The 24,604-nt window shown below is 58.7% G+C and carries 21 protein-coding genes; 3 read left to right on the top strand and 18 right to left on the bottom strand.

Annotated elements, in window-relative coordinates:
* Positions 1-58: 58 nt before the first annotated feature.
* The 14 genes from B3520_RS00605 to B3520_RS00540 form a co-directional block, all read right to left on the bottom strand.
* The gene (locus B3520_RS00605) at positions 59-388 is read right to left on the bottom strand and encodes a flagellar protein FliT (protein WP_286807114.1); all 330 of its coding nucleotides are present in this window, start codon (positions 386-388) and stop codon (positions 59-61) included.
* A gap of 10 nt (positions 389-398) precedes the next feature.
* Entirely contained in the window at positions 399-2,009 is a 1,611-nt protein-coding gene (flgL, locus tag B3520_RS00600; protein WP_286807113.1) for a flagellar hook-associated protein FlgL, read from the bottom strand.
* A 14-nt stretch (positions 2,010-2,023) separates the two neighbouring features.
* Complete coding sequence (gene flgK, locus B3520_RS00595; RefSeq protein WP_286807112.1) at positions 2,024-4,774, bottom strand: flagellar hook-associated protein FlgK; 2,751 nt, start codon at positions 4,772-4,774, stop codon at positions 2,024-2,026.
* Between the two features lie 13 nt (positions 4,775-4,787).
* Positions 4,788-5,729, bottom strand: a complete 942-nt coding sequence (flgJ, locus tag B3520_RS00590; RefSeq protein ID WP_286807110.1) for a flagellar assembly peptidoglycan hydrolase FlgJ — start codon at positions 5,727-5,729, stop codon at positions 4,788-4,790.
* Positions 5,729-6,829 carry a flagellar basal body P-ring protein FlgI gene (locus tag B3520_RS00585; protein ID WP_286807108.1) on the bottom strand — a complete coding sequence of 367 codons (1,101 nt, stop codon included), beginning with the start codon at positions 6,827-6,829 and terminating at the stop codon, positions 5,729-5,731. The genes flgJ and B3520_RS00585 overlap by 1 nt, the downstream gene beginning before the upstream one ends.
* Before the next feature lie 29 nt (positions 6,830-6,858).
* Positions 6,859-7,569 (bottom strand): flagellar basal body L-ring protein FlgH, encoded by a 711-nt coding sequence (gene flgH / locus B3520_RS00580; protein WP_123637192.1) that lies wholly within the window; start codon positions 7,567-7,569, stop codon positions 6,859-6,861.
* A gap of 13 nt (positions 7,570-7,582) precedes the next feature.
* Entirely contained in the window at positions 7,583-8,368 is a 786-nt protein-coding gene (gene flgG, locus B3520_RS00575; protein WP_123637191.1) for a flagellar basal-body rod protein FlgG, read from the bottom strand.
* Between the two features lie 98 nt (positions 8,369-8,466).
* Positions 8,467-9,210: a flagellar basal body rod protein FlgF gene (locus B3520_RS00570; RefSeq protein WP_286807106.1), complete on the bottom strand. Its 744-nt coding sequence runs from the start codon at positions 9,208-9,210 to the stop codon at positions 8,467-8,469.
* Positions 9,211-9,495: 285 nt separating this feature from the next.
* The gene (locus B3520_RS00565; protein ID WP_286807105.1) at positions 9,496-11,844 is read right to left on the bottom strand and encodes a flagellar hook-basal body complex protein; all 2,349 of its coding nucleotides are present in this window, start codon (positions 11,842-11,844) and stop codon (positions 9,496-9,498) included.
* A gap of 32 nt (positions 11,845-11,876) precedes the next feature.
* Complete coding sequence (locus tag B3520_RS00560; RefSeq protein WP_286807104.1) at positions 11,877-12,593, bottom strand: flagellar hook assembly protein FlgD; 717 nt, start codon at positions 12,591-12,593, stop codon at positions 11,877-11,879.
* 32 nt (positions 12,594-12,625) lie between these two features.
* Positions 12,626-13,069 carry a flagellar basal body rod protein FlgC gene (gene flgC, locus B3520_RS00555; protein WP_024459939.1) on the bottom strand — a complete coding sequence of 148 codons (444 nt, stop codon included), beginning with the start codon at positions 13,067-13,069 and terminating at the stop codon, positions 12,626-12,628.
* A 20-nt stretch (positions 13,070-13,089) separates the two neighbouring features.
* Positions 13,090-13,488: a flagellar basal body rod protein FlgB gene (gene flgB, locus B3520_RS00550; protein WP_286807102.1), complete on the bottom strand. Its 399-nt coding sequence runs from the start codon at positions 13,486-13,488 to the stop codon at positions 13,090-13,092.
* A 259-nt stretch (positions 13,489-13,747) separates the two neighbouring features.
* Positions 13,748-14,923, bottom strand: coding sequence for a 3-phosphoglycerate dehydrogenase family protein (locus tag B3520_RS00545; RefSeq protein ID WP_286807101.1), 1,176 nt, complete (start codon positions 14,921-14,923; stop codon positions 13,748-13,750).
* A gap of 54 nt (positions 14,924-14,977) precedes the next feature.
* Positions 14,978-16,090 carry a phosphoserine transaminase gene (locus B3520_RS00540; RefSeq protein WP_123637187.1) on the bottom strand — a complete coding sequence of 371 codons (1,113 nt, stop codon included), beginning with the start codon at positions 16,088-16,090 and terminating at the stop codon, positions 14,978-14,980.
* An 812-nt stretch (positions 16,091-16,902) separates the two neighbouring features.
* Between B3520_RS00540 and glk the strand changes: the two genes are divergently transcribed.
* Positions 16,903-17,976, top strand: a complete 1,074-nt coding sequence (gene glk, locus B3520_RS00535) for a glucokinase (protein WP_339619251.1) — start codon at positions 16,903-16,905, stop codon at positions 17,974-17,976.
* A 30-nt stretch (positions 17,977-18,006) separates the two neighbouring features.
* Here the strand turns inward: glk and B3520_RS00530 are convergent, their stop codons facing one another.
* The 4 genes from B3520_RS00530 to prfB form a co-directional block, all read right to left on the bottom strand.
* The gene (locus B3520_RS00530; protein WP_286875070.1) at positions 18,007-19,032 is read right to left on the bottom strand and encodes a LacI family DNA-binding transcriptional regulator; all 1,026 of its coding nucleotides are present in this window, start codon (positions 19,030-19,032) and stop codon (positions 18,007-18,009) included.
* A gap of 346 nt (positions 19,033-19,378) precedes the next feature.
* Positions 19,379-20,227 carry a thioredoxin gene (trxA, locus tag B3520_RS00525; protein ID WP_286807098.1) on the bottom strand — a complete coding sequence of 283 codons (849 nt, stop codon included), beginning with the start codon at positions 20,225-20,227 and terminating at the stop codon, positions 19,379-19,381.
* Positions 20,228-20,333: 106 nt separating this feature from the next.
* Positions 20,334-21,818, bottom strand: a complete 1,485-nt coding sequence (gene lysS / locus B3520_RS00520; RefSeq protein ID WP_286875067.1) for a lysine--tRNA ligase — start codon at positions 21,816-21,818, stop codon at positions 20,334-20,336.
* 39 nt (positions 21,819-21,857) lie between these two features.
* Positions 21,858-22,953 (bottom strand): peptide chain release factor 2 gene (prfB, locus tag B3520_RS00515; protein WP_286804737.1). Its coding sequence is split into 2 segments (ribosomal slippage): positions 21,858-22,880 and positions 22,882-22,953, totalling 1,095 coding nucleotides; the frame shifts between segments, so codons are not numbered across the junction.
* 304 nt (positions 22,954-23,257) lie between these two features.
* On the opposite strand from prfB, the gene B3520_RS00510 reads away from it, so the two are divergent.
* Positions 23,258-24,211 (top strand): glycosyltransferase family 2 protein, encoded by a 954-nt coding sequence (locus tag B3520_RS00510; protein WP_024459930.1) that lies wholly within the window; start codon positions 23,258-23,260, stop codon positions 24,209-24,211.
* Positions 24,192-24,596, top strand: a complete 405-nt coding sequence (locus B3520_RS00505; RefSeq protein WP_286804735.1) for a GtrA family protein — start codon at positions 24,192-24,194, stop codon at positions 24,594-24,596. The genes B3520_RS00510 and B3520_RS00505 overlap by 20 nt, the downstream gene beginning before the upstream one ends.
* Positions 24,597-24,604: the final 8 nt, after the last annotated feature.

Here is a 24,604-nt window from a genome sequence, read left to right as displayed (position 1 = left end):
TTCGGCTTATCCGCCCTACGCGGCCTGCCGTGCTATCTGCCGTAACCACACTTTTCGGTCAAGGTTTGTAGGCCTTGATGGCCTTGTCCTGATGGTTCTGCTTTTTGAGTTCGGCGGCGATGTCGGATTTGGTGGCTTCGGCCAGTTCGGTAATGTGATCGTTGAGGCGCTGGATGTCAGCCACCTGGTCGCGGAAAGCCTGCTCCTGGCCGGCCTTGGCCACTTCGATCAGAAACTCCCCGTCATTGACCTTCTCTAACAGCGCTTCACGCTCTTCGCTCAAGGCCGAGAACTCGTCCCAACGTCCGGTTTCGGCCAGAGCCTGCAGGGTTTCAATGTGAGCCTGAAGCTGGTTCAGGGGCGCCAGGAGGTCATCGTCTCGGGTCATTGATGGGCCTTTACAGGAAGTTGAATAAGTTCAGGTTGCTGACTTTGACGAAGGTCTGTTGGGCGGCGCTCAGGATAAAGCTCTGCATCTGCAGGCGGGTGGAGGCCTCCGCAACGTCAACATCGCGCACCTGGCTGAGCAGCTCTTCGCTTTGCAGCTTGGTGTCGCTATTGAGGTTACGGACACTTTCCAGGGTATTCAAGCGCGCGCCGATTTCGCCCTGCACTTCGGATACCCGGTCGAGTCCGGTGTCCAGGTTGGTGAGGGTTTTCGCCACCAGCTCACGCATGTTCTCCTTTCCTTCATCGGTACCATCGTAGGCGTGCAGGGCCTCGCTAAAACGCGACAAGGTGGTGAGCAGGCCCTGCTTGTCGGTGCTGCGCACCTGGAAACCGTCCCCCGGAACCGCCAGCTCGCCGTTGGTGGCGGTGGTGCCGGCGTTCTGGGTGGCGAAGCCAAAGGCCGCGTCAGTGTTAGCGGTGCCGCTGCGCACTGTTAGGTTCTGGCCGTTGGGCACCTGCAGGCCGGTGGCGTCCACCGTAATGCCCAGATTCGCCAGTTTGTCGGCATTGTCGGCCGCACCGCTGCCGCCGACGGTCTCCACAGAGCTGGACAGGGCCGCCGCCAGATCCGCAGCGTTATTCACCGCTTGGTCCAGCACCAGAGTTTCGGTTTTTCCGCCCACGGAGAGGGTGATGGTTTCCGGCCCGGCACTGAAGTCCGTCGGGGTCACGGCGCCAAAGTCCAGAGTGCTGGGCACCGCCGCTTCGCCGCTGTAAGGCTGGCCACTGACGGTAAACTGAATGCCGTTCAGCTCGATGGGTTCGCCGGACCGGTAAGGGGCGTTCTCTACCAGCACCCGCCCTTTATCATCGGTAATGGTGTAGTTGGCAGCGGCCGGCGTAACATTTTCCGGCGCGTTGAAAGTGATCTCCATACCGCGCGGAGAAAACTTGTCGAACGCTTCCTGATCGACAATGCGGCCGACGCTGATTTTCGCCGGGGGCACCGCCAGGTTGTCGCTGTTCGCTCGGGTGTTAAAGGTATTGTGGCCGCTGGGCACATCCACGAACAACCGCTTGCCGGAATCCGACACCGGAATGGTGACCGACTCCGAGAGCTGAATATTCAGCTGCCCCTCATCGCCCTGATAGGTAAAGTTGCCCTGTCCTTCGTCCACAAATGGCGCTTCGCCGCCCTGGTGGCCGCCAAACATGTACTGTCCGGAGGCGTTGCGGCTGTTTTGCAAGTTGAGCAGCTCTTCAATGCGGGTATCCACTTCCGCTGCCAGGGCTTTGTAGTTACTGGCATTTAGGGTACCGGTATTACCGGCCTGGACGGTCAGCTCTTTGATACGCTGGATGACGTTGACGACCGCTTCCAGCGCCACCTCTTCCTGATCCAGGCTGTTCTCGGCGGCATTGATGTTTTTTTCATACTGCTCCAGACGCCCGAGATTCTGGGTCAGGCGCAGAATGGTTACCGCCGCCACCGGGTCGTCCGCCGGACTCAGCACCCGCTTGCCCGTGCTGATCTGTTCGCTGGTTTTATTAACCGCGGACTGGGCATCGCGCATGCCGATGTCGGCGATATTGTAAATCTGTGAGGTGGAAACGCGCATGGGTAAAACCTCAGTCAGATGGAATTCAACAGGGTGTCAAACAGGTCCCGCGCGACGCTGATCACCCGGGAGTTGGCGTTGTACACTTGCTCGTACTTGATCAGGTTGGCGGCCTCCTCATCAAGATTGACGCCGCTGATGCTGTCACGCAGGCTCTGGGTCTGCTGCATCAGGCTCTCCGCCGCCTGGCGATTGCTTTTGGCCGAGGCGCTTTCTGTGCCGACTTTTTCCACCAACTGGCCGTAGGCATCGCTCAGGCCCAGCTTCCCGTCGCCGAGAATTTTGGCGGTTTCTAGAGAGGCCATGGCCAAGGCGTTGCGGTTGTCGTTGGTGGCGTCGTCATTGAAGTCCAGGGTAAAACTATCGCCCGCCTTCGGCTGACCTTTAATCACGGCCTGATAGCCCAGAAACGCCGACGGTGCAAAATCCTCCGCATCGCTGTCGCCAAACAGCTGGCTGCCCGAAGGGGCGGTCTGCAGCTCAATGCCCTCGCCCATCACCAGATCCACCCGGCCACCGACGGTGACCTGGGATTGCTGACCCGCACCGGTGCCGGTCAAACGCACGTCAGGGTTGCCGGTGCCGTCGTTGACGCTCAGCTGGTTCTGGCCTGCGGCGCTTGCCTCCAGCCGAACATCTATATCCACCCCGGAGGAGTTCACCACTCGCAATTCCAGCTCGCCGGTGACCGGATTGGCGGCGGCCTCGGCGCGGAAGCCCAAGGCCTTGAGGTTGTCGTTCTCTTCAATGCGCTGGGCCAGGTAGTCCTGAAACGCCACCGGATCGGTCTGCGGATCGGGCACAGCGCCGGAGAGTACGCCGCCGTTGTACTCCAACAGCGCTTCACCGTTCAGGGTTATCTGGAACGGTGCGCTGGTGTCGTCAAAACGGAAGTCCGTCAGGGTCGCGCTGGTAAATGCATTGGCGGATACCCCCGGCATACGGCTGAGCTCATCCGCCAGCAGGCCGGCAGACATGTTCGGCTGCGTGACCACGATGCGAGTGCTTGTGTTACCGGTTTGCGGATCGGTGATCCGGAAGCGCAGTTGCTCGACCGGATAGCCATTGGGCTGCGCCGGGTCGCCGGCGGGAATGCCGGTCTGAGCGGTGCGGCCGTCGGGTAGGCCAAGCCGGGCACCGTCACCGGTGACGCGGGTCTGCCCCAGGTCTTCCCCAAACAGGGCGTTATCCTGCCCCGGCACAAAGCGCTGCTCTCGCACCGGAGGCTCCAGGTGCTTGGGGTTGGCCGGATCCGAGTTGTCCAGAATGTCGTAGGTGGTTTCCGAGGTGAAACGAACTAACAGCGGCGGTGACAGTTGGCCGTCGGTGGCGAAGGCCGGCAGAATCTCGCCGTTGGCGTCCACCTTGCTCAGCACTTCACCCTGACTGATGGTCCCGGTACCCGCATTGGCCGTATCGGCATTGGTGCGCACCGGAGAGGCAAACGCCAAATCCTCCGGGCGGCTCAGCCGGGTCTCCATAAAGCGCGCCGCATTCTTGGTCGGCTGTAGAGTGAAGGTATCGTTGCCCTGGAAGGATCCGCCCTCAAGGGTCACTTTCAACCCGTCAAATTCGAAGCTTTGCGGATAGCTTCCGGTCAGGGAGCCCTGACTGACAATCTCGTTGTCGCTTTGGCGGGTGATAACGTAGTTGTTGGTGTTATCCAGAATCTTGAAGTCATAATCGCTGGCGCTGAGCTGACTGATGTCGGTAATCTCAATCGACATCCGCCGGTCGTCCGGGGCGGCGTTATTGCCGGACACAAAGCGGTCACCGATCAGCTCCGGATCGTTAATGTCGCGAAACAGCCGTTGGCCGTAGTCGCCGTCCAAGTCCAACCCTTGCAGTTGTTGCTGGTTAAAACTCTCTGCCACGGCCATGGACACCCGGCCGAGCTCATTTTTGGCGGTTTGCAATACGCCGTGCTGGAAGTCCACCAAGCCACCGAGCTGACCGCCAGACAATTGATCCGTCACATCAAAGCGCCGCTGGCCTTTGCCCACGGTCACTTCGCCGGCGTTGCTAACTTCAAACTGATTCGCCGAGGTGCCCACCACCAGAGCTTGCCCCTGCCCCAAAAACACATTGACCGTGTTGGGGCCTTGCTGCACAGCCGTAATGCCCACCAGCTCGGACAGTTTGCGTAGCGCTTCGTCCCGTTGGTCAAGCAGGTCATTGGGGTCGTTCCCGGTACCCGGCAGGGCTTTTTCCGCAATGGCCTGGTTGAGATCGGCAATGTTCTGCGCGTAGTCGTTAATCTGGACGGTCAGAGAGTCCATTTCCCGAATGACATTGCGTTCAATGTCCGCCAGGCGGTCATACAGGGTATTGAACCGGTTGGACAGACTTTCCGCCTCGGTGACCACCAACTGCCGCGCCGGGGAGGACGACGGATCGTCCGCCGCATTCTGCACCGACGCAAAAAAGCTCTTCAATCCGCCCGCCAGACCGGTGGTTTCGTCGGCGAACAGACGGTCGATTTTCTGCAGATTACCGCTGTACTTGTCCAGAGAGTTAAAGTTCGTCGTGTCCGTACGCAGTTGCTGCAACACAAACTGGTCGGTAATGCGCGCAATGGACTGAGTGCTCGCACCGCTGCCCACATAGCCCGCACTACCCAAACGCTGTTCCGGCCGCGCCACGTCTTCGGTGCGCTGGCGAGTGTAGCCCTCGGTATTGGCGTTACTGATATTGTGACCCGCCGTGCGCAAAGCCGCCTGGCTGACGCGCAAACCGGAGATGGCGGTATTCAGTATTCCGGACATGGTGGCTTACCTATCAGGCATCGTTCGGGTTAGGGGCGTCATTGCGAACCACGGTCATCAGCGGTTCGGTGCGCATCAGGGTCTTCAGTTTTTCCGCGTAGGCGGGGTCGGTCGCATAGCCCGCGTCCTGCAATCCTTCCACGTAGCGCTCCGCATCGTCACCGGCTTTCAGAGCCTCCTGATAGCGCGGATTGTCCTGCAGGAACTGGACATAGTCGGTAAAGCTCTGCTCATAACTGTCATAGCGACGGAAATCCGCCCGCTCCACTTGCGGCAAGCCGTGGCGGTATTCAATGGTGGAGACGTTGATGCGATCCCCTTCCCAGCGTCCGTCGGCTTTGATATTGAACAGATTGTGGCTGTTGGAACCGCTGCCGGTATGAATCACATGCTGACCCCAACCGGTTTCCAGTGCTGCTTGGGCAATCAGTGCCTGTGGGGCCACACCAAGCTGCTCCGCCGCTTTAACCGCATGGGGCCGGATGCGCTCCACAAACTCGGCCGGGCTGTTCGCCAGAGGGGCTTTGCCGCCAGTGACCGGGGCGGTCGGAACCGAGAGGTTAGACTGACGTTCCAGCCGGCTGGTATCCATGGATTCCGCTTTCTGCGGTTTAAGCTTGTCGCCGTAGGCCCTTTCCATCTGTTGATACAACATTTCCGCCAGACCGAGACCCCGGCCTTTGGTCAGTTCCAGGGACATCTGCTGGTCGAGCATTTCCTTGTGGAACTTGCTCTCCTCGCTGCTGAACAGACTGTCTTTGCCAAACACTTCGTTGGTAGCGCGCATCTGTTTGAACATCTGATGTACAAACATGGACTCAAACTGGCGAGCCACTTCCCGCAACGCCTCCGGGTCGCCGTTGCGACCTTTGGCGCGCAGGGCTTCCATGCCGTCGTTGTTCAGCAGACTGTCCTGCACTTGCTGACGAACGTGTGTTGTATCGAGCGGAATCATCAGATCACCATCAACTGGGCTTTAAGTGCACCGGACTGTTTGAGCGCTTCCAGAATGGCCATCAGGTCACCGGGAGAGGCACCGACGTTATTCACCGAGCGAACAATATCTTCCAGCGTATTGCCCGGTGCGAACTTGAACATCGGGTTGGTTTCTTCGGTGATTTCCACATCACTGCCCGGCAGAACAACGGTATCGCCTTCGCCCAGTGGGTTGGGTTGCACGGCGGTATAGTCTTCCGAAATGGAAACGGTCAGATTGCCGTGGGTGACCGCCACCGGGGAGACGCGCACATGCTGGCCCACCACGATGGTACCGGTGCGTGAATTGATAACCACCTTGGCCGCTTCCTCACCGGGCTCGACCTCAATGTTTTCCAGCAGGGAAATAAAATCTACCCGATGTGATGGATCCTGAGGCGCACTGACCGAGACCGACACCGCATCCTGGGCGCGGGCGACATCCGGCCCCAGCATTTCGTTGATGCTCTGGACGACCCGGTTGGCGGTGGTGAAATCCGCACGGTTCAGGTTGAGCACCACCGGCTGTCCGGAACTGAAATTGTTTTTGACCTCTTTTTCTACCGTGGCACCACCGGGGATGCGACCCACGCTGGGGACGTTGACGGTAATCCGGGAACCGTCCCGACCTTCAGCGCCAAAGCCACCCACCACCAGGTTGCCCTGAGCCAGAGCGTAGACCTGGCCGTCCGGGCCTTTCAGGGAGGTCATCAACAGGCTGCCGCCGCGCAGGCTGGTGGCATTACTGATGGAGGACACCGTGACATCAATGGTCTGGCCGGGTTTGGCAAAGGCCGGCAATTCCGCCTGAATCATCACCGCGGCGACGTTTTTGGTCTGCACCCGTGTACCCGGCGGAACGGTGATGCCAAACTGCTGCAACATGTTGTTGAAGGATTGAATGGTAAACGGCGACTGGTTGGTCTGATCCCCCGTGCCATCCAGACCGACCACAAGGCCATAGCCCACCAGTTGGTTGGAGCGCACGCCGGCGACCGTGGCGATGTCTTTGATACGCTCGGCCTGAGCCAGGGTACTGGCCACTGCCAGCAGGGCCGCGATCAGAATACGATGGATCATGGAAAATCCTCTCACAGGTTCAGCCTCGCTCAGAATGGCCAGTAACCGCTGTTAAAAAACCGGGACAACCAGCCCATGGACTGAGAGTCCGCCAGGGTGCCGGTGCCGCTGTAGGAAATCTGGGCATTGGCCAGCCGAGTGGACGGTACCGTGTTATCAGGCGATACGTCGTCGGGCCGAACAATGCCGCTGATGCGAATAAATTCATCGCCGCGGTTGATGGTGATCCACTTCTCGCCGCGCACCACCAAGCCCCCGTTGGGGAGCACTTCCGCTACGGTCACGGTGATATTGCCTTGCAGGCTATTGCTCTGATCGGCGCCTGCATCACCGCTGAAGGAACGGTTCTGACTCAGGTTGGTGTCTAGCGTGTTACCGCGAAAACTTGGGTTCGTACCCAGCAGCGGGCCCGCGTTGAAATCCAGCTCGCTTTCCTTGTCCACTGAAACGCCGGAACTCTTGCTAGAGACAGTGCGTTCGGAAAGCGTCACGGTGATGATGTCGCCGACGTTCAACGCCTTGCGGTCGGTATACAGCGCCATACCATAGTTACCCTGGTACAGGGAGCCTTCGGTGCGCTGTGGCACGCTGGACGCCGTGGGGATGGTGGCCGCGTAATACGGGTCGCCTGGCACCGGCCGTTCGTAAGTCACGCACGCCGACACGCTCACCGCCAGCAGAAGCAGAGCAGCTCGGGCGAGCGTTTGTTGGCAGCAGCGAATCAGTGCAGCGGTGATCATGGCAGAAGCCTCGTTACAGGGTCTGGTTAATGTACTGGAGCATCTGGTCCGCGCTGGACACGACCTTGGAGTTCAGCTCGTAGGCGCGTTGAGTGGAAATCATATCCACCATTTCCTGCACGATGTCCACATTGGAGCTCTCCAGCATGCCCTGCTTGAGTGACCCCATGCCCTCTTCCGACGGCGCCCCAATCACCGGGTTGCCACTGGCCACGGTTTCGACATAGAGGTTGCCACCGATCGCTTCCAGACCGGACGGATTGATAAAGTCCGCCAACTGAATCTGACCGATTTCCTGAGGCTGCGGATCGTCGGTGAAGTGCGCGGAGACGATGCCGTCTTCACTGATATTGATCTGGCTGGTGTTCTCCGGAATCACGATACCCGGTTCAATCAACAGGCCACTGTTGGTGACCAGCTCCCCTTCGCCGTTGATCTGCAGCTGACCGTTGCGGGTGTATGCCAGATTTCCGTCGGGCTGAAGTACCTGGATAAAGCCGCGACCATTGATGGCCACATCCAATGCCTGATCGGTCACTTCGAGGCTGCCAGGCGTAAATTCTTTCTGCGTCGCGACAACTCGCACACCGGTGCCCAACTGCAAACCGGAGGGCAACTCGTTGTTCTGGTTGGCAAGGCCGCCGGGCTGGCGCTGGGTTTGATACAGCAGGTCCTCAAACACCGCACGGTCGCGCTTGAAACCCACCGTGCCCACGTTGGACAGGTTGTTGGAGATGGTGGTCAGTTGTTTGTCCTGAGCACTCAAACCGGTTTTGCTGACATACAGTGCTGCGTGCATGGTGTGTTCTCTCTGTCGGGTATCTGCTTCAGTGCTTGCCGCCTTGCGGCAAAGTTTTTCCGCCTTGGGCCCTAAATCCGACCCTTGGCATTACGTTACTAACCGTTTTGCAATAGCCGTGCCGAGGTTTCCGAATTCTGCTTAACGGTCTGCATCAGCTTCAGTTGCATTTCGTACTGACGAGACAGGCTGAGAATCTGGGTGAACTCGTTCACCGCGTTGACGTTGCTGCCTTCCAGAAAGCCGGTGGCCACACTCACCTGGGCATCGGCTGGCGCGGGTACGCCACCGTCCAGACGGAACAGGCCGTCCTCACCTTTGGACACCTCGGCCAGGTCCGGATTGACCAGCTTGATCCGGTCAATCTCCACCATGGCCTCGGGCCCCAGACCTTGAGCCACAATTGACAAGGTGCCATCGGTGCCGATTTCCAGCTTTTCCAGCGGCGGCAAAGCGATCGGACCATCGTTGCCGATGACCGCCAGGCCACTGCCGTTGCGAAGAATACCCAGGGGATCAATGTGCAGGCCGCCGGCGCGGGTGTAAGCCTCGGTGCCGTCCGGTGCCTGAACGGCGATAAAGCCATCGCCCTGGACAGCAATGTCGTGATCCCGCCCAGTGGCGTTCATGGGCCCGGGCTCAAAATTCGTGGCCGGCCGCTCGGTCAGGGCATAGGCGCGGGTGGGATGACCATCACCGTAGTACACCGGCATGCTGCGGGCCTGAGCGAAGTCCGCCCGAAAACCGGTGGTGTTCAGGTTGGCCATGTTGTTGGAGTGGTTAGTCTGCGCCAGCATATTGTGCTTGGCGCCGGTCATGGCGATGTAGAGCGCTTTATCCATGGTGTATTCCCCCGATGGGTGCGGAAAAATTGTCGCTTTTTGGGCCGTTGGGGGATGTTTTGCAAGATGGGTGCCAGAATGACGGAAATCGTGGTCAAGGGGTTGTGTGGTGGTGAAGTGCGTAGGGCACCCATATGGTGCCGTGTTGTCCGGAGGGCGTGTGGTGGTGTTTGGTGGATGGTGGGGTAACGGCGGATGCGCGCTTTGCGCTCCGAGGCGTCGGACCGATCCGCCCTACGCAAACTGTCGTGCGATCCGCCGTTACCCCACTTTCGTTAAGCCCGTTTATCGCAGGTTAATGATGGTCTGGGTCACCTGGTTGGCGGTCTCGATGGTTTTTGAGCTCGCCTGGAAGTTACGCTGGGCAATGATCAGGTTCACCAGCTGAGTGGACAGATCCACGTTGGACTCCTCCAACGCGCCGGCATTGACCGTCCCCAACTGGGCAGTGCCCGGCGAACCGATCACCGGCTCACCGGAGTCCGACGTTTGCACCCAGGAGGTGTCACCCACCGGACTCAAGCCTTCCACGTTATTGAAGTTGGCCAGAGCCACCTGTCCGAGAACGTCCGCTTCGCCATTGGTAAAGCGCGCAAAGATGGTACCGTCTTCACTGATATCCACCCCAGACAAGCGCCCAGTGGTGTAACCGTTCTGATCCTGCTCTTCCACACCAAAGTCGGTGCCGAACTGGGTGGTGCCATCCAGAGAAATCTGGAAGTTCGAGCTGCTGGGCGGCTCGGTTACCGGTAGCTGCCCCCCTTGAAGCACGTTGAGAGGGCCAAGCGCGCCGGCGGCGGTCCCGTCATCGTTGTTTGGCGTCCAGTTGGAAATCAACATGTCGTCGGTCAGGTCCTCATTGAGCGAACCATCACTGTTGAAGTGCACATTGAACGACGCCATGGTCGGCTGAGAGTTCTCCGGTGCCGGCAGCGACGGGTCCGGGTCGCCAACGTTCTGGCCATCCACCTGCACGTACATCATCCACTGGTTGGGGGAGGTGTTCGGATCCGCCGGGTCGTAGGGCTGACGAACGAAGTATTGCTCCAGGGTATGCGGATTACCCAGGCTGTCGTAGATGGTTGAGGTTGTGGAGTGGTTGTAGGTGCGCTGATCGTTCGGATCAAACGCGTTGATGGCCACTTCGTTAAAGCTGTCTTCGGTCAGGGGGGCAAACAGGTTACCGACACTGGGTGTAGTGCTGTTCAAGCTAATGCCCTCGTCCATCAGCACGTTCAAACTACCCCCGATCACTACGTCGGTGCTGTTGGTGTTCACCGTCTGAGTACCCGTGCCGGTACGACCAATCACATCCAGCGTGCCGGGAGGCTGAATGCCAGTAAAACCAAAGCGCAGATCAGTGCCCACACGGGATACGATCTCCAGATCACCGGTGCTGTTCACCTGGGCACTGATGCCGGCCAACTGGGAGGTCCCCAAATTGTTGATTTCGTTCGCCAGGCCATCGAGTGTGGTGGAGTTCAACTGCACACCGTTAAGGGTGAAATTGTTGTTACTGTTGTTAAACGAGCCGCCCACAATAGTCGCCTCGGTACGCGCTGAGGCGGTAATACCCGGTAGCGCGTTCAACTCCGAGGCGGTTTTGGCCGCAGAGGCACCCTCTTCGCTGGTGAAGTTGACGATATCACCATTTTCACGGAGGAACTCGAAAATCTGTGCCTGGTATCCGTTGCTGACTTCCGGTAAGCCGGGGTCGGATGCCGGTGCGCCCGTTAGCGCGGTGGACAGCGGATTGGCGCCGGTCACATTGTTGATATCCAGCGTGGAGTTGACCCCTTCGGTAAGATCCTGAAACAACAGGTTACCGCCGTCGGCCACTGCCTGGACATTGATCGGTGCTGCGGCACCAAAAATCTGACTGTTGATCAGATTGGCAATGTCTTGCACGGAGTTGGCGGTGGAGGAGTCCAACGTTATGGAAACAGTGCCGTTACCAGAGGCCGGCTGGGACCCGCTCAGTTGAATATCAAATGTCGTGTTCTGCGCTCCAAAGTCAATGGGCACTGCTATGGCACCCACATCCGTGGTGGTGGAAGTCGCTTCTTTGAGGCCAGTCTGTGCAATGCCCATCGCGGCGCCATCGGTACTGAACTCCAGACCGCTGCTTTCCAGCACAGCCGCATTCGCATCCAGGTTGAAACGCCCTTCCGACACGGTGGTTTGCCGTGGAGCCTGTACGCTGACATCCACTTGCAGATCGCTCAAGGTGCCATTCAGGTTGCCTGCGTCATCAGCGGCAAAGCCCTGCAGGCGAGCGCCATTGTTGGCCACCATAAACCCCTCATCGTCCAGACCGAAGGCGCCGGCACGAGTGTACTGTCGGTCCCCACCATTGCTGGTGACAAAGAAACCCGTGCCGTTAATGGCCAGGTCCAGAGAGTTGTCGGTAAACACCCGATTACCCTGACTGAACTGCTGGCGAATGTTTTGTAGGTTTACACCACTGCCGGGGGTGTTGGCCGTAGTGCCGAGAATACTACCGGCGTAGATATCACCGAACTCCACTCGGGACGACTTGAAACCGGTGGTACTGGCGTTGGCAATATTATTACCGGTGACGTCCAGGTCGGAACTGGCGGCGCGAATGCCACTGAGCGCAGTATTGAAAGGCATGGTTTTATCCTCGTCTTAACACCGTGGAGCGTTTAGTTGAATTGTTTGACGTCGCCGAGATTGACGGCACCGATTCCAGCGAGATTCAGCGTCAACTGACCATCATCTCCCAGAGTGACACTGTTGACATTGGCACTGAGTGCAGTCTCGAGCTGTTCGCGATCGCCGTTTTGCATGGCGAGCACTTCAAAGCGGTAATCTCCGGCTGGCAAGGGCTCTTCACTGCCCACCCAATCGAGCAGTTCGCCATTAATCTCCATATTCTGACCGTCCCAGCGGAACGCCAGCTCACCTTCCGGCTGAGCACCCAGAGGCACTTTGGAAACCAGCTCACCGGAGGGGTTGTAAACGTTCAGTTGCATATCACTGGCGGAACTTTCCAGATTCACCGAACCGCTGATAATGCCGCCTTCAAACAGCTGCGTGGTTTCCGAGGGCACCGTAACCTGACGACCTACCAATGAGGACGCTTGCAACGCCTGATTGGACATGAAGGAACCGCTGAAATCTTCGAATTTGCTATTCAGACGCTCCAGCCCTTCAACGGAGCTGAACTGCGCCAGTTGCGCGATAAACTCGCCGTTATCCTGCGGCGACAGCGGGTCCTGATTGTTCATCTGGGTGATCATCAGCTCCAGAAAAGCCGACTGCCCCAACTCATTGGTTTTTTCCTCATCCTTGTTTTTGTTGGCAATGTTCAGATTGCTCAGGATGCTGTTGGCGGCGTTGTCGTTGTTGACCTGATTCATGGCTCGATACCTTCAGTAAGTCCAGTCAGTCCTTATTGACCCAGGGTCAGCGCACGCTGAACCATCTGCTTGGCGGAGTTCATCACTTCCACGTTCATCTGAAACGAACGGGAGGCGGAAATCATGTTGGTCATCTCTTCCACCGGATTGACGTTCGGGTAAAACACATAACCCTCTTCGTCGGCCTGGGGATGATCGGGCTCGTAGCGACGCTGCAGCGGCGCATCACTTTCCACAATGCCCATCACCTGAACACCGCGGCCAGCCGGCTCTTCCGCCCACTGGTTCCCGCCCTGCATTTGCAGCTGTGCATCGCGCTGCATCTGGGCAAACACCGGCTGACGGCTGCGATACACCTGATCCACGCTGGAGCTGGCGGTCTGGGCGTTGGCCAGGTTGCTGGCGGTGGTGTTCATGCGCACGGTCTGCGCGTTCATGCCGGAACCGGCGACATCAAAAATATTGACCAGAGACATACCTTAACTCCCCTACCCGTTTACTCGCCGCGCAGCGCGCTGGTGAGGCCTTTGAATTTGCCGTTCAGGAACTGAAAGCTGGCCTGAAAATCCAGGGCATTTTTCATGTATTCCGCGTGTTCGATGTGCTCTTCAACCGTGTTGCCATCAATGGAGGGCTGCTGGGGTACCCGGTATTTGGCATCCGGGTGGCCGGTTTCTTCAAAGCCTCTCAGGTGCCCGCCGTGGGTGGCCGCGAGATTCACGCCCGAGCGCCCACTGGTCTGGGCTTCCAGCGCCTGCCGGAAATCCAGATCTTTGGCTTTGTAATTGGGGGTATCCACATTGGCCATGTTGTCGGCCAGCAGCTCCGCCCGCTGCGCACGCAGCTTGAACGCGGATTCGTGAACGCCCAAGGCAGATTCGAAGGATATGGCCATTGGTTTTACTCCAAAGCGGCAAAGTCATTAACACTTACAAGGAGTATAGCAATGCCTGTGCCAACGCCATAAGGCCAACCAAGAAGTTTTTTAACTTGTTGAAATAAAAGGAATTACTGGAAGTTAATATGGCTTGAACTACTTGCGTTGGACCAGGGGGATCCGGGGGAGAGAAAAAAGCGGTAAGGCCGGAGAGGCAAAGCGGCAAGGGTTTTCCGCTTGAGGAAAGGCCCGGGCCAAGGCGGCCCGGGCACCGCTCTTACACCACGCGTACGGAGACCACGTGCTCGACAGAGGAGACGGCCTGCACCACCGCTTCAGTGGGCGCCTGCTCCAGGTCGATAATGTTATAGGCAATCTCGCCCCGGCTCTTATTGACCATATCAATCACGTTGATATCGTGGTCCGCCAGTACCGACAGCACATGGCCCAGAACGCCCGAGACGTTCTCGTTACAGAAGGTCAGGCGTGAACCCAGCTCGCCGGTGCGCTCCATGCTCACTTCCGGGAAGTTCACGGCGTTGCGGATGTTGCCGTGCTCCAGGTAGCCCTTGAGCTGCTCGGCGGCCATGACCGCGCAATTGTCTTCCGCCTCAAGGGTGCTGGCGCCAATGTGCGGCATGGCGTAAACGTCATCCCGGGACAGCAGGCAGGGCTCCGGGAAATCGCACACGTACTGACGCAGGCGCTTCGCCTCCAGGCTACGGACAATCGCTTCCGGCTCGACAATGGCATCCCGGGCGAAGTTCAGCAGCACCGCCCCTTCTTTGACGGACTTGAGGGATTCGTCGTTGATCAGGTGTTTGGTGGCGTCAATGGCCGGCACATGCAGGCTGATGAAATCGGACCGGCTCAGTAGCGACTGCAGGTTGTCCGCCCGGCTCACCTGGCTGGGCAGGCGCCAGGCCGCTTCCACCGACAGCGCCGGATCATAACCGACCACGTTCATGCCCAGCGCCAGGGCGGTTTCGGCCACCAGAGAGCCGATCGCGCCCAGCCCCACAACGCCCAGGGTTTTGCCCATCAGCTCGGAGCCGGCGAAGTTGGACTTCTGCTTTTCCAGCAACTTGCTCATTTCGTCGGCATCGGTCATGTCGGTGAGCGTCTGAACGTAATTCATGCCCGGAATGATGCCGCGCGAGGCCAGCAGCATGCCCGCCAGCACCAGCTCTTTTACCGCGTTGGCATTGGCTCCGGGGGTGTTGAACACCACCACACCCTTCTTGGTGTAATCCGCCACCGGCACATTGTTGACGCCGGCGCCGGCGCGGGCCACGGCCCGTACGCTGGCCGGCAGAGACTCATCGTGCAGCTTGTGGCTGCGCAGAATGTAAGCATCCGGCTCATTGATGTCGCTGGCGACTTCGTAATGGTCACGGCCAAAGCGATTCAGGCCGTTGACGGAGATTTTGTTGTAGGTCTTGATCTTGAACATAAGTCTTCCTGTCTTTGTCGTGTCGACGGGTTACCCGTCGTTGCGTCTGCCCGATCAGGCGGTTTGTTCGTAGGCCCAGGTCAACCAGGGCAGCAGCGCTTCAATATCGGCGGTTTCCACCGTGGCACCGCACCAGATACGCAGGCCCGGAGGTGCGTCGCGGTAGGCGCCGATGTCGTAAGCCACCCCTTCCTGATCCAACAGCTTGACCATGGCCTTGACGCGATCTGGCTCGGCATCCAGGGTAAAGCACACGCTGGTGTTGGAGACGGTGCCCGGCTCCTTGGCCAGGAATTCAATCCAGTCGTTCTGTTCAACGAAGGTGGACAGCACATCAAGGTTGGCCTCCGAGCGGCGAATCGCTTCGCTCAGGCCACCGATGCGGTCAATCCAGTCGAGCGCATCCAGGTAATCGGCCACGCAGAGCATGGAGGGAGTATTGATGGTTTCGCCGCGGAAAATACCCTCGATCAGCTTGCCATCTTTGGTCATGCGGAAAATCTTCGGCAGCGGCCAGGCCGGCGTGTAGCTTTCCAGACGCTCTACGGCACGCGGACTCAGAATCAGCATGCCGTGGGCGCCCTCGCCCCCGAGCACTTTCTGCCAACTGAAGGTGACTACGTCCAGCTTCTCCCAGGGCAGCTCCATGGCGAACACCGCCGAGGTGGCATCGCAAATGGTCAGGCCCTGGCGATCATCGGCGATCCAGTCGCCGTTGGGCACTTTCACCCCAGAGGTGGTGCCATTCCAGGTAAAGATGACGTCGTGATCAAAATTGACCTTGGTCAGATCCGGCAGGTAGCCGTAGTCGGCTTCCAGCGGGGTGACATCCTTCAGCTTCAATTGCTTGGTAATGTCGGTCAGCCAGCCCTTACCAAAGGACTCCCATTGCATGACGTCCACCGGGCGCTGACCGAGCAGCGACCACATGGCCATTTCCACCGCACCGGTGTCTGAGGCCGGTACGACGCCCACCCGGTACCCTTCCGGCAAGCCCAGCAGGCGGGCGGTATCTTCGCAGGCGCGCTTGAGCGCCGCCTTGCCCAGCCCGGAACGATGGGAACGGCCCAGGGTGGAAACATCCAACTGACTCACGTCGTATCCCGGGCGCTTGCTGCAGGGACCGGAAGAAAAGTTGGGATTGCGGGGCTTGACCTGTGGTTGCATGGGATTCCTCGAACAGTTGACGGTTCTACTCTATAGGCCCGATGTCAGTAGCAGGTGAACGATAGACCGATCACCCAAACTCAGGCGCAAAACGCGGAATTGCCCGGACAGGCGAGAACCTGGCGGGAGTGTCCTGGATCAGAAAGCCGCCGATTATGCCAGTTAATGAGTCAAACCACTAGATGAAGCGGTGGGAAGGAAGGGGGAGGAAGAAATTGCAGACAAAAAAAAGCCCTTTACAGATGTAAAGGGCAAGAGGGAGACCTCGATGCATCAACCAGACATCGAGGGTGAGAGATCGTGGTGATTGACCAAGAGCGGCATGTTTGCCCTCTTCGGCGCCTCACCGGTCGAGACCACCCTGCCCCGACCACAAATTCTGTGTTCACTTTACTGAGGGCTGACAGCGCTGTCAACACCCTACTTCAACAAAACCTTAAATTCACAATCCTTTTGCCAGTAATCGCTGAATGAGTAGGATAAATTTTGGCATGTAACCGTTTACAACCTGTTTCTCCTACCCTGCTCATTTTGTAAGGCTGATTATACCTGCCTTACAGCGATCATCGCTAACCGTCCTGACCGCGTTTTGAAGGACAATACCACATTTTTAAAAAAAACAAAATGTTACCGGTTACAGCGCAAATACCCGCTATACTCGGATAACGGGGCGGCTCGCTCGGCGATCAATTCGCGAGCACAAACTGGTCAGAAATCCATCATCATGCATATTTTAACGCCACATTTGTGGGGTGATACGCCAGAATTATTGACAGCGCTGTCAACCGCTCGTAGACTCACTCCACTTTTCGATCGGGCAACCGATTATCCAAGAACAGCGACTGCCTGCCCCAACAGCGACAGGCTCGCAGGAACGGCACACAACGGGGACCACTATGAGCTTTATTCTGGTTGCGGATATTGGCGGCACCAACGCCCGCTTCGGTCTGGTTGAGATTGCCGGCGCCTGCGCAACGCCGCCCGACTTTACCGCCAAGCATCAGCACAGCCTGCGCTGTGCCGACTACCCCAGCCTGGATCAGATGGTCCACGCTTACGCCGAAGTGGCCGGGATCGCCCTACCCGACTTTGCCTGTTTTGCCATTGCCGGCCCCATTCATAACGGCCGGGTGCGCATGACCAACCTGGACTGGGAGTTCGGCATCGACGAGCTGCGCGATCAGTTGGGCATGCGCGCCCTGGACGTCATCAACGACTTTGCCGCCCTTGCTTATGCCACCCCCCACCTCAAAGGTGACATGCTCAAGCCGTTGGTGACGGGTGAGACCGACGCGGAGGCTCCCATGCTGATTCTGGGGCCGGGCACCGGGTTTGGTATGGCGGCGCTGGTGCCCTGCGGCGACCGCTGGAAAATTGTCCCGACCGAGGGCGGACACACCAATTTCGCTCCGGGCAATGAGCGGGAAATTGCCATTCTCCAGAATCTCCTGAAGAAACAGGATCACGTGTCGGTGGAAACCCTGATTTGCGGCAAAGGCCTGGTCCGGATCTATCAGGCGCTGGCGGAGATCGACAGCGTAACCGTACAGAACTACGAACCGGCCGACGTGGCCGGCAAAGGTCAAAGCGGTGAAGACCCCCTGTGCCACGAAGCCCTGGAGCTGTTCTGCGCCATGCTGGGCAGCGCGATTGGCGATCGGGCGCTGTGCCTGGGCGCCCAGGGTGGCGTTTACATCGGCGGCGGGATTGCCCCCAAACTGGCGGATTTCATCGACGGTTCTGACCTGGTCAAGCGCTATCAGCACAAGGGACCCATGAGCGATTACGTGGGCCGAATCCCGCTCAATATCATCATGCACGACAAGTCTGCACTGATCGGCACCGCCGCCTGGCTGGTGGACAATACCGCGGAACTGAACGCCTGAGCGGCACCCCCTGGGTACCGCTCACTGCTCCTAACGCTTGTGCGTTATTGGTTTGCCGGTGGAGTCCCGACGAATCAGACTGGAACTCAACATACTGGCGGGCAGTTGAACATCCTTGCCTTTAAGCTGCTTCAACAGTAAGTCGGTCGCCTTCTGGGCCATGGCCTGAATCGGCTGACGAACCGTCGTCAGGGATGGCCAGATCTGATGAGCCACCGGCGTATCATCGAAGCCGGCCACCGACAGATCTCCCGGGATGCGCAACCCCTTCTGATGCGCCACCATCATGACCCCGGCCGCCATGTCATCGTTGGCGGCAAAGATCGCCGTGGGAGCCTGCTCGAGGGCGAGCAACACATCAGCCGCCTCTTCGCCGGACTCGAACGAGTTAAACCCCTGCACTACCAGCGCCTCATCCAGAGGAATGTCATTCTCCACCAGAGCCGCCCGGTAGCCTTCAAACCGGTGGCTGACCGCCCGGTGATCCGGGTTCCCCGCCACAAAGCCGATACGCTCATGCCCGAGCGCAATCAGCTCGCAGGTCATATCATAGGCCGCTTCAGCGTCATTGGTTTCAACGTAAGGACTGATCGGCTTATCGATGGTCGGGGCAATACGCACGAAGGGCAACTGCCGCTCTTTCAACACCTCCAGAATTGGCATCACGTCCGACAATGGCGGCGTGAGGATAACGCCGTCGATACGGGTCTGACGCATCAGATCCCGGATTTCCCGGCCGATGTCGGGGTCCTGGTGATTGCAGGGGTGAATCAGCACGTCGTACCCCTGGGAGCGGCAGGTCGACAGCACACCGTCCTGTACGTCGATGACGTAGTTGGCACTGGGGTTGTCGTAGAGCAGACCAATCACATAAGAGCGATTTCCCGCCAGACTGCGCGCCGAGAGATTGGGCCGATAATCGAGCTCATCAATGGCTTTCAACACCTTGTCCCGCGTTGCCTGCCGAACGTTCGGCTCTTTGTTCACCACCCGGGATACGGTTTTTATAGAGACGCCCGCCAGGGCGGCAACATTGTCGATGGTCGCTTTGGCCACAGAGAGCTCCGTCGAAAGTAGCTGGAAGGCGCACTATCCTGAAAAGACGCCCCGTTGACAAGTGCCCCGCCCCGCGCGGGTCGCATTTTTCCCGGTCGTCCGGGTCACCGCCGACGCCAAGCAAGAAAATTGTCCAAACGGGGTGACAGCGCTGTCAATTTATTCTATAGTGGATTCACCTTGAGGGCGAGCGACATCGCCCCGGGGGCCTGAAAAATCGGCAATTTTTCGGTCAAAAAAAGAACTGAAAAGGGATATTTGAAAAGAGCGCCAGTGAGTAGTAACGACGATCGGCACGTCAGGCGCTAATAAAAACCCCCAGTCCGGTGAGGACTGGGGGTTTTTATTAATACAGCAACGTAAACAACTTCCTTTGGTACTCGATCGCCAACGGATCGCCCTTCCCCAACGCCGCGATAATATCCGTCAGGGTTTTCCGCGCCGCGCCGTCGGCGTAGCCCAGGTCCTTACGCAGCACCTCGATCAACAGCTCCAGCGCCGGCTTCTGATAACCTTCCTGATTGTACTGGACCGCCAGCTTGTAGCGCATTTCCAGATTGTCCGGATCGGCCTCGAGGGCCTGCTCCAGCGACTCGATTTCCGGCGTTTTGGCGGCCTGCTTTTTCAATTCGATTTTGGCTTTCACCTGCTCGTAGAGGGTATCCTGATCCGCCAGTTTTACGTTGGACAGGGTCGTTTCCGCCTCTTCGAGCCGATTCAGCTCCACTTGGGCGTGAGCCACCATGCAGGCGATCTGTGGGTTTCGGCCGGACTCTTCATATACCCGCTGTAGCACCGGCAACGCCTCACCAAACTGCCCCGCTTCGAGCATCGCCTGAGCCTGCTGAAGGTCCCGCTCCCACGCCTTGGGCAGGTGCTGCTCCAGCATTTGCCGCACCTGCACCTCCGACTGGGCACCGGTAAACCCATCCAGGGGCTGGCCGTCTTTGATCAGCATCACCGTGGGCAGGCTGCGAACCTGAAACTGCGACGCCAGCATCTGCTGCTCGTCCGCATTGATCCGGGCCAGCAGGAAGTCGCCGTTGTATTCGTCGGCGAGCTTTTCCAGCAGGGGCATCAGGGTTTTGCAGGGGCCGCACCAGTCGGCCCAGAAGTCCACCAGCACGGGACGCTTGAAAGATTCGTCGATGACGTACTGTTGGGCGTTGTCGAGAGTGATATCGATGACGTTCATGGCTGGAGTCTCGTGATGTTTCAAATGCGGTTGGGCGCGGCAGCCGTTGGGAACGGCGGATGCGCGCTGCGCGCTTATCCGCCCTACGCGAAGTTCGGTAGCCCTATCAGTGTTCTGGGCGCATATGGGGGAACAACAGCACATCGCGGATGGAGGCGGCGTTGGCGAACAGCATGACCAGACGGTCAATGCCGATGCCCTGCCCCGCGGTCGGCGGCAGGCCGTATTCCAGGGCGCGTACATAGTCCGCGTCGTAGTGCATAGCCTCATCGTCACCGGCGTCTTTTTCCCGCACCTGCTCCTTGAAGCGTTCGGCCTGATCTTCGGCGTCGTTAAGCTCCGAGAAACCGTTGGCCAGCTCGCGGCCACCCACGAAGAACTCAAACCGCTCGGTCACCTCGGGCTTGGCATCCATTCGCCGCGCCAGGGGTGACACTTCCGTGGGGTATTCGGTGATGAAGGTCGGCTGATCCAGCTTCTCTTCGACGGTGGCCTCGAAAATTTCGATCTGCACTTTGCCCAGCCCCCAGGAGTTCTTCAGCGGAATTTTCAGGCCTTCCGCCACGGCGCGGGCGCCTTCGAGGGTACTGATCTGCTCGGCGGTAATATCCGGGTTGTATTCCAGAATACTGTCGAACACGCTGATCCGGCGGAAGGGTTTGCCGAAGTCGTATTCGCTGTCCTGATACTGGACCACTGTAGAGCCCATCACGGTTTCGCACAGCCCGCGCAGCATATCTTCGGTCAGGTCCATCAGGTCGTTGAAGTCGGCGTAGGCCTGATAGAACTCCAACATGGTGAACTCGGGGTTGTGGCGAGTGGACAACCCCTCGTTACGGAAATTGCGGTTGATTTCATACACCCGCTCAAAGCCGCCCACCACCAAACGCTTCAGATACAGCTCCGGCGCGATACGCAGGTACATGTCTATGTCCAACGCATTGTGGTGAGTGATAAACGGCCGGGCGGTCGCGCCACCGGGAATGACCTGCAGCATGGGGGTTTCCACCTCCATGAAGCCGTTGCCGTCAAGGTAATTACGGATATAGCTGATGCACCGGGAGCGCAGGCGGAAGGTATCGCGCACTTCCGGGTTGACGATCAGGTCCACATAGCGCTGGCGGTAGCGCTGCTCCTGATCGTGCAGGCCGTGGTATTTTTCCGGCAGCGGACGCAGGGACTTGGTGAGCAGTTGATACTGCTCCATGTTGACGTACAGGTCGCCCCGGCCCGAGCGGTGCAGGGTGCCGCTGGCGCCGACGATATCGCCGATATCCCACTGGCCCCACTGTTCTTTGATGGCCTTCTGGGTGTCCTTGTCGGCATAGAGCTGAACCGTGCCGGAGGCATCCTGCAGCACCATGAAGGGGCCCCGCTTGGCCATGATCCGCCCCGCCACGCTGGCGGTGAGGCCGGCGCCTTCCAGGTCCTCTTTGGATTTGTCCTGGTGTGCCGCCTGCAGTTCGGCGCAGGTATTGTCGCGACGGAAGTCATTCGGGAAAGGGTTGCCCTTCTCTCGAATGGCCGCCAGCTTGGAGCGACGCTCGGCAATAAGGTTGTTCTCATCCTGGGGGGCGTTGGGCTTGCTCATGGCATCTCTGATGTTGGGGAGTGAATGAACAGGGCCTGATTACAGGCCCGCTTTCAGACTGGCGACAATAAACTGGTCCAGGGCGCCGTCCAGCACCGCCTGGCAGTTACTGGTCTGAACGCTGGTGCGCAGATCCTTGATGCGCTGGTCGTCCAGCACGTAGGAGCGGATCTGACTGCCCCAGCCGATGTCAGCCTTGTTGTCTTCCATGGCCTGCTTTTCGGCATTGCGCTTGAGCATTTCCTGCTCGTACATCTTCGCGCGCAGCATTTTCATGGCCCGATCGCGGTTCTGGTGCTGGGAGCGTTCACTCTGACAGCTCACCACGATACCGGTGGGCTCATGGGTAATCCGCACCGCCGAATCGGTTTTGTTCACGTGCTGACCACCGGCGCCGCTGGCGCGGTAGGTGTCGGTACGCAGATCACCCGGGTTGATATCGATTTCGATATTTTCGTCGATCTCCGGGGAGACAAACACCGAGCAGAACGAGGTGTGACGACGATTGCCCGAATCAAAGGGCGACTTGCGCACCAGCCGGTGTACGCCCGTTTCGGTGCGCAGCCAGCCGAAGGCGTATTCGCCTTCAAAGCGGATGGTGGCGCTTTTGATGCCCGCCACTTCACCGGCGGACGCTTCTTCCAGGGTGGTTTTGAACCCTTTGCGCTCGCCCCAGCGCAGGTACATGCGCAGGACCATTTCGGCCCAGTCCTGGGCCTCGGTGCCGCCAGAGCCGGACTGAATATCGAGGTAGGCGTTGTTTTCATCCACCTCGCCGGAAAACATCCGGCGGAATTCCAGGGACTCCAACTGACCATCCAGGCGCTCAATTTCGGCCGCCACGTCGTTGATGCTGTCGGCGTCATCTTCCTCGACCGCCATATCCAGCAGCTCTCGGCAGTCCGCCACACCGGTGTCCAGATCCTCAATGGTATTTACCACCAGCTCCAGTGAGGAGCGCTCTTTACCCAGTGCCTGGGCGCGGTCCGGATCTTCCCACACATCGGGCTGACCCAGCTCCAGTTCAACTTCTGTCAGACGCTCTTTCTTGTGAGCGTAGTCAAAGATACCTCCTGAGCACATCAGTTCGCTCAGTCAGGTCTTTCAATTGATTCAGCAGCGGATTGATTTCCATAAGTTCCAAACCGGTTGTCGCGTCACCGGCCGAGCGGGATAAAGCGGCCGGAAACAGAGTGAATTCAGGTGGGGGATCGCCCCAATCAGGGCGCGCATTCTAACGCACAAGGCCGCACCACCGCCAGTGCTCCGGCGGGCTCCCCGGTTGGCGGAAATCGCGATAGAGGCCACAAACTGACGCCCTGCCCCTGTAAAAAACCGCTAAAACCGTGGACAATGCCTCTGCCGAAGTCTGGCACCATGGACAGAGACACCAATAACAACAGAGCCCCATGGCTCTGACTCAACCCGGAGCAACCGGCATGAACCATCCACTACTGTCGATACTCACGCCCATGTACAACGAGTCGGGCGGGATTGATCACTTTTTTCAGACGCTCGAGCAGGCACTGGAAGACGTTCCGGTCGATTATGAGATCATCTGTGTGGACGACGGCTCCGCCGACGATACCCTCCAGCAGTTACGTAATCACGCCGACCGTAACCCTCGAATCAAAGTGCTCGCGCTGACCCGGAATTTCGGCAAGGAAGCGGCCATGACCGCTGCACTGGACTTTGCCCGCGGCGACGCCGTCCTGCCGATCGACGCCGACCTGCAGGACCCGCCGGAGCTGATCGGCCAGATGGTGGATCAATGGCTCACCGGCGAATACGAGGTGGTCTACGCCAAACGCGCCTCCCGCAAGGCCGACAGCCTGATGAAGCGCAAGACCGCCCAGTGGTTCTACCGTCTGTTCAACAAAATGAGCGAAATCCATATCCCCGAAAACGTCGGGGATTTCCGCCTGATGGATCGCAAGGCGGTGGATGCCATCAAACTACTGCCGGAGAAAGACCGCTTCATGAAGGGCCTGTTCTGCTGGCCCGGCTTCCGGCATACGGTCATCGAGTTCGACCGACAGGAGCGCGCCCAGGGAGAAAGCAAATTCAACTACTGGCGCCTGTGGAATTTTGCCCTGAGCGGCATCACCTCCTTCAGCACCTTTCCCATCCGGGTGGGCACCTACCTGGGCCTGATCGTTTCGTTCTGCGCCTTTGTGTTTGCGGTGGTGGTCATCATCAAAACCCTGACCACCGGGGTGGATGTACCCGGTTATGCCTCGACCATGGTGGTCATTCTGTTCCTGGGCGGGATCCAGCTGTTCTTTCTGGGGCTGCTCGGGGAGTACGTGGGTCGAATTTACAAGGAAGTGAAAAACCGACCGATCTATCTGGTGGCGGCCAAGTGGGGCTTCGATGACGATCAGACTGCTTAGGCAACTGGTCTGCTTTGGCATCGTCGGCGTCGCTGCGACCCTGACCCACTACCTGATGGCACTGAGCAGCCATGAGGGACTGGGCCTAAACCTGTACGCCGCCAATCTGTTGGGCTATGTGACCGCCATGACCGTGTCCTTCTACGGCCATGGCTGGCTGACCTTTAGGGTAGCGCTCACCCGCGCCACCCTGCAACGCTTTGTGGTCGCCTCGGTTTCCACTTTCCTCTCCAGCGAAATACTTCTCTGGGCGCTAGAGACCGGCACGTCGCTCCCCCATCGAATCACCCTGAGCATTGTGGTGATATCCGTGCCCGTCGTCTCTTTTATCCTCAATAAGTTCTGGGTCTATCGCCCCGGATCAGCTGCCAGTAGGTCGGATTAGCGAAGCGT

The organism is Marinimicrobium sp. UBA4509 (assembly GCF_002388575.1).
GTDB lineage: Bacteria > Pseudomonadota > Gammaproteobacteria > Pseudomonadales > Cellvibrionaceae > Marinimicrobium > Marinimicrobium koreense.
This window is presented reverse-complemented; position numbering and strand designations above follow the sequence as displayed.

Coding starts and splice junctions, on each gene's coding strand:
- flgJ (WP_286807110.1), bottom strand. CDS start 5,729: ATGATTCCGCTCGATACAACACACGTTCGTCAGCAAGTGCAGGACAGT.
- trxA (WP_286807098.1), bottom strand. CDS start 20,227: ATGAACGTCATCGATATCACTCTCGACAACGCCCAACAGTACGTCATC.
- lysS (WP_286875067.1), bottom strand. CDS start 21,818: ATGAGCAAGCCCAACGCCCCCCAGGATGAGAACAACCTTATTGCCGAG.
- B3520_RS00605 (WP_286807114.1), bottom strand. CDS start 388: ATGACCCGAGACGATGACCTCCTGGCGCCCCTGAACCAGCTTCAGGCT.
- B3520_RS00545 (WP_286807101.1), bottom strand. CDS start 14,923: ATGTTCAAGATCAAGACCTACAACAAAATCTCCGTCAACGGCCTGAAT.
- B3520_RS00505 (WP_286804735.1), top strand. CDS start 24,192: ATGACGATCAGACTGCTTAGGCAACTGGTCTGCTTTGGCATCGTCGGC.
- flgH (WP_123637192.1), bottom strand. CDS start 7,569: ATGATCACCGCTGCACTGATTCGCTGCTGCCAACAAACGCTCGCCCGA.
- B3520_RS00585 (WP_286807108.1), bottom strand. CDS start 6,829: ATGATCCATCGTATTCTGATCGCGGCCCTGCTGGCAGTGGCCAGTACC.
- B3520_RS00540 (WP_123637187.1), bottom strand. CDS start 16,090: ATGCAACCACAGGTCAAGCCCCGCAATCCCAACTTTTCTTCCGGTCCC.
- B3520_RS00565 (WP_286807105.1), bottom strand. CDS start 11,844: ATGCCTTTCAATACTGCGCTCAGTGGCATTCGCGCCGCCAGTTCCGAC.
- flgG (WP_123637191.1), bottom strand. CDS start 8,368: ATGCACGCAGCACTGTATGTCAGCAAAACCGGTTTGAGTGCTCAGGAC.
- B3520_RS00510 (WP_024459930.1), top strand. CDS start 23,258: ATGAACCATCCACTACTGTCGATACTCACGCCCATGTACAACGAGTCG.
- flgK (WP_286807112.1), bottom strand. CDS start 4,774: ATGTCCGGAATACTGAATACCGCCATCTCCGGTTTGCGCGTCAGCCAG.
- flgC (WP_024459939.1), bottom strand. CDS start 13,069: ATGTCTCTGGTCAATATTTTTGATGTCGCCGGTTCCGGCATGAACGCG.
- flgL (WP_286807113.1), bottom strand. CDS start 2,009: ATGCGCGTTTCCACCTCACAGATTTACAATATCGCCGACATCGGCATG.
- flgB (WP_286807102.1), bottom strand. CDS start 13,488: ATGGCCATATCCTTCGAATCTGCCTTGGGCGTTCACGAATCCGCGTTC.
- B3520_RS00560 (WP_286807104.1), bottom strand. CDS start 12,593: ATGAATCAGGTCAACAACGACAACGCCGCCAACAGCATCCTGAGCAAT.
- B3520_RS00570 (WP_286807106.1), bottom strand. CDS start 9,210: ATGGATAAAGCGCTCTACATCGCCATGACCGGCGCCAAGCACAATATG.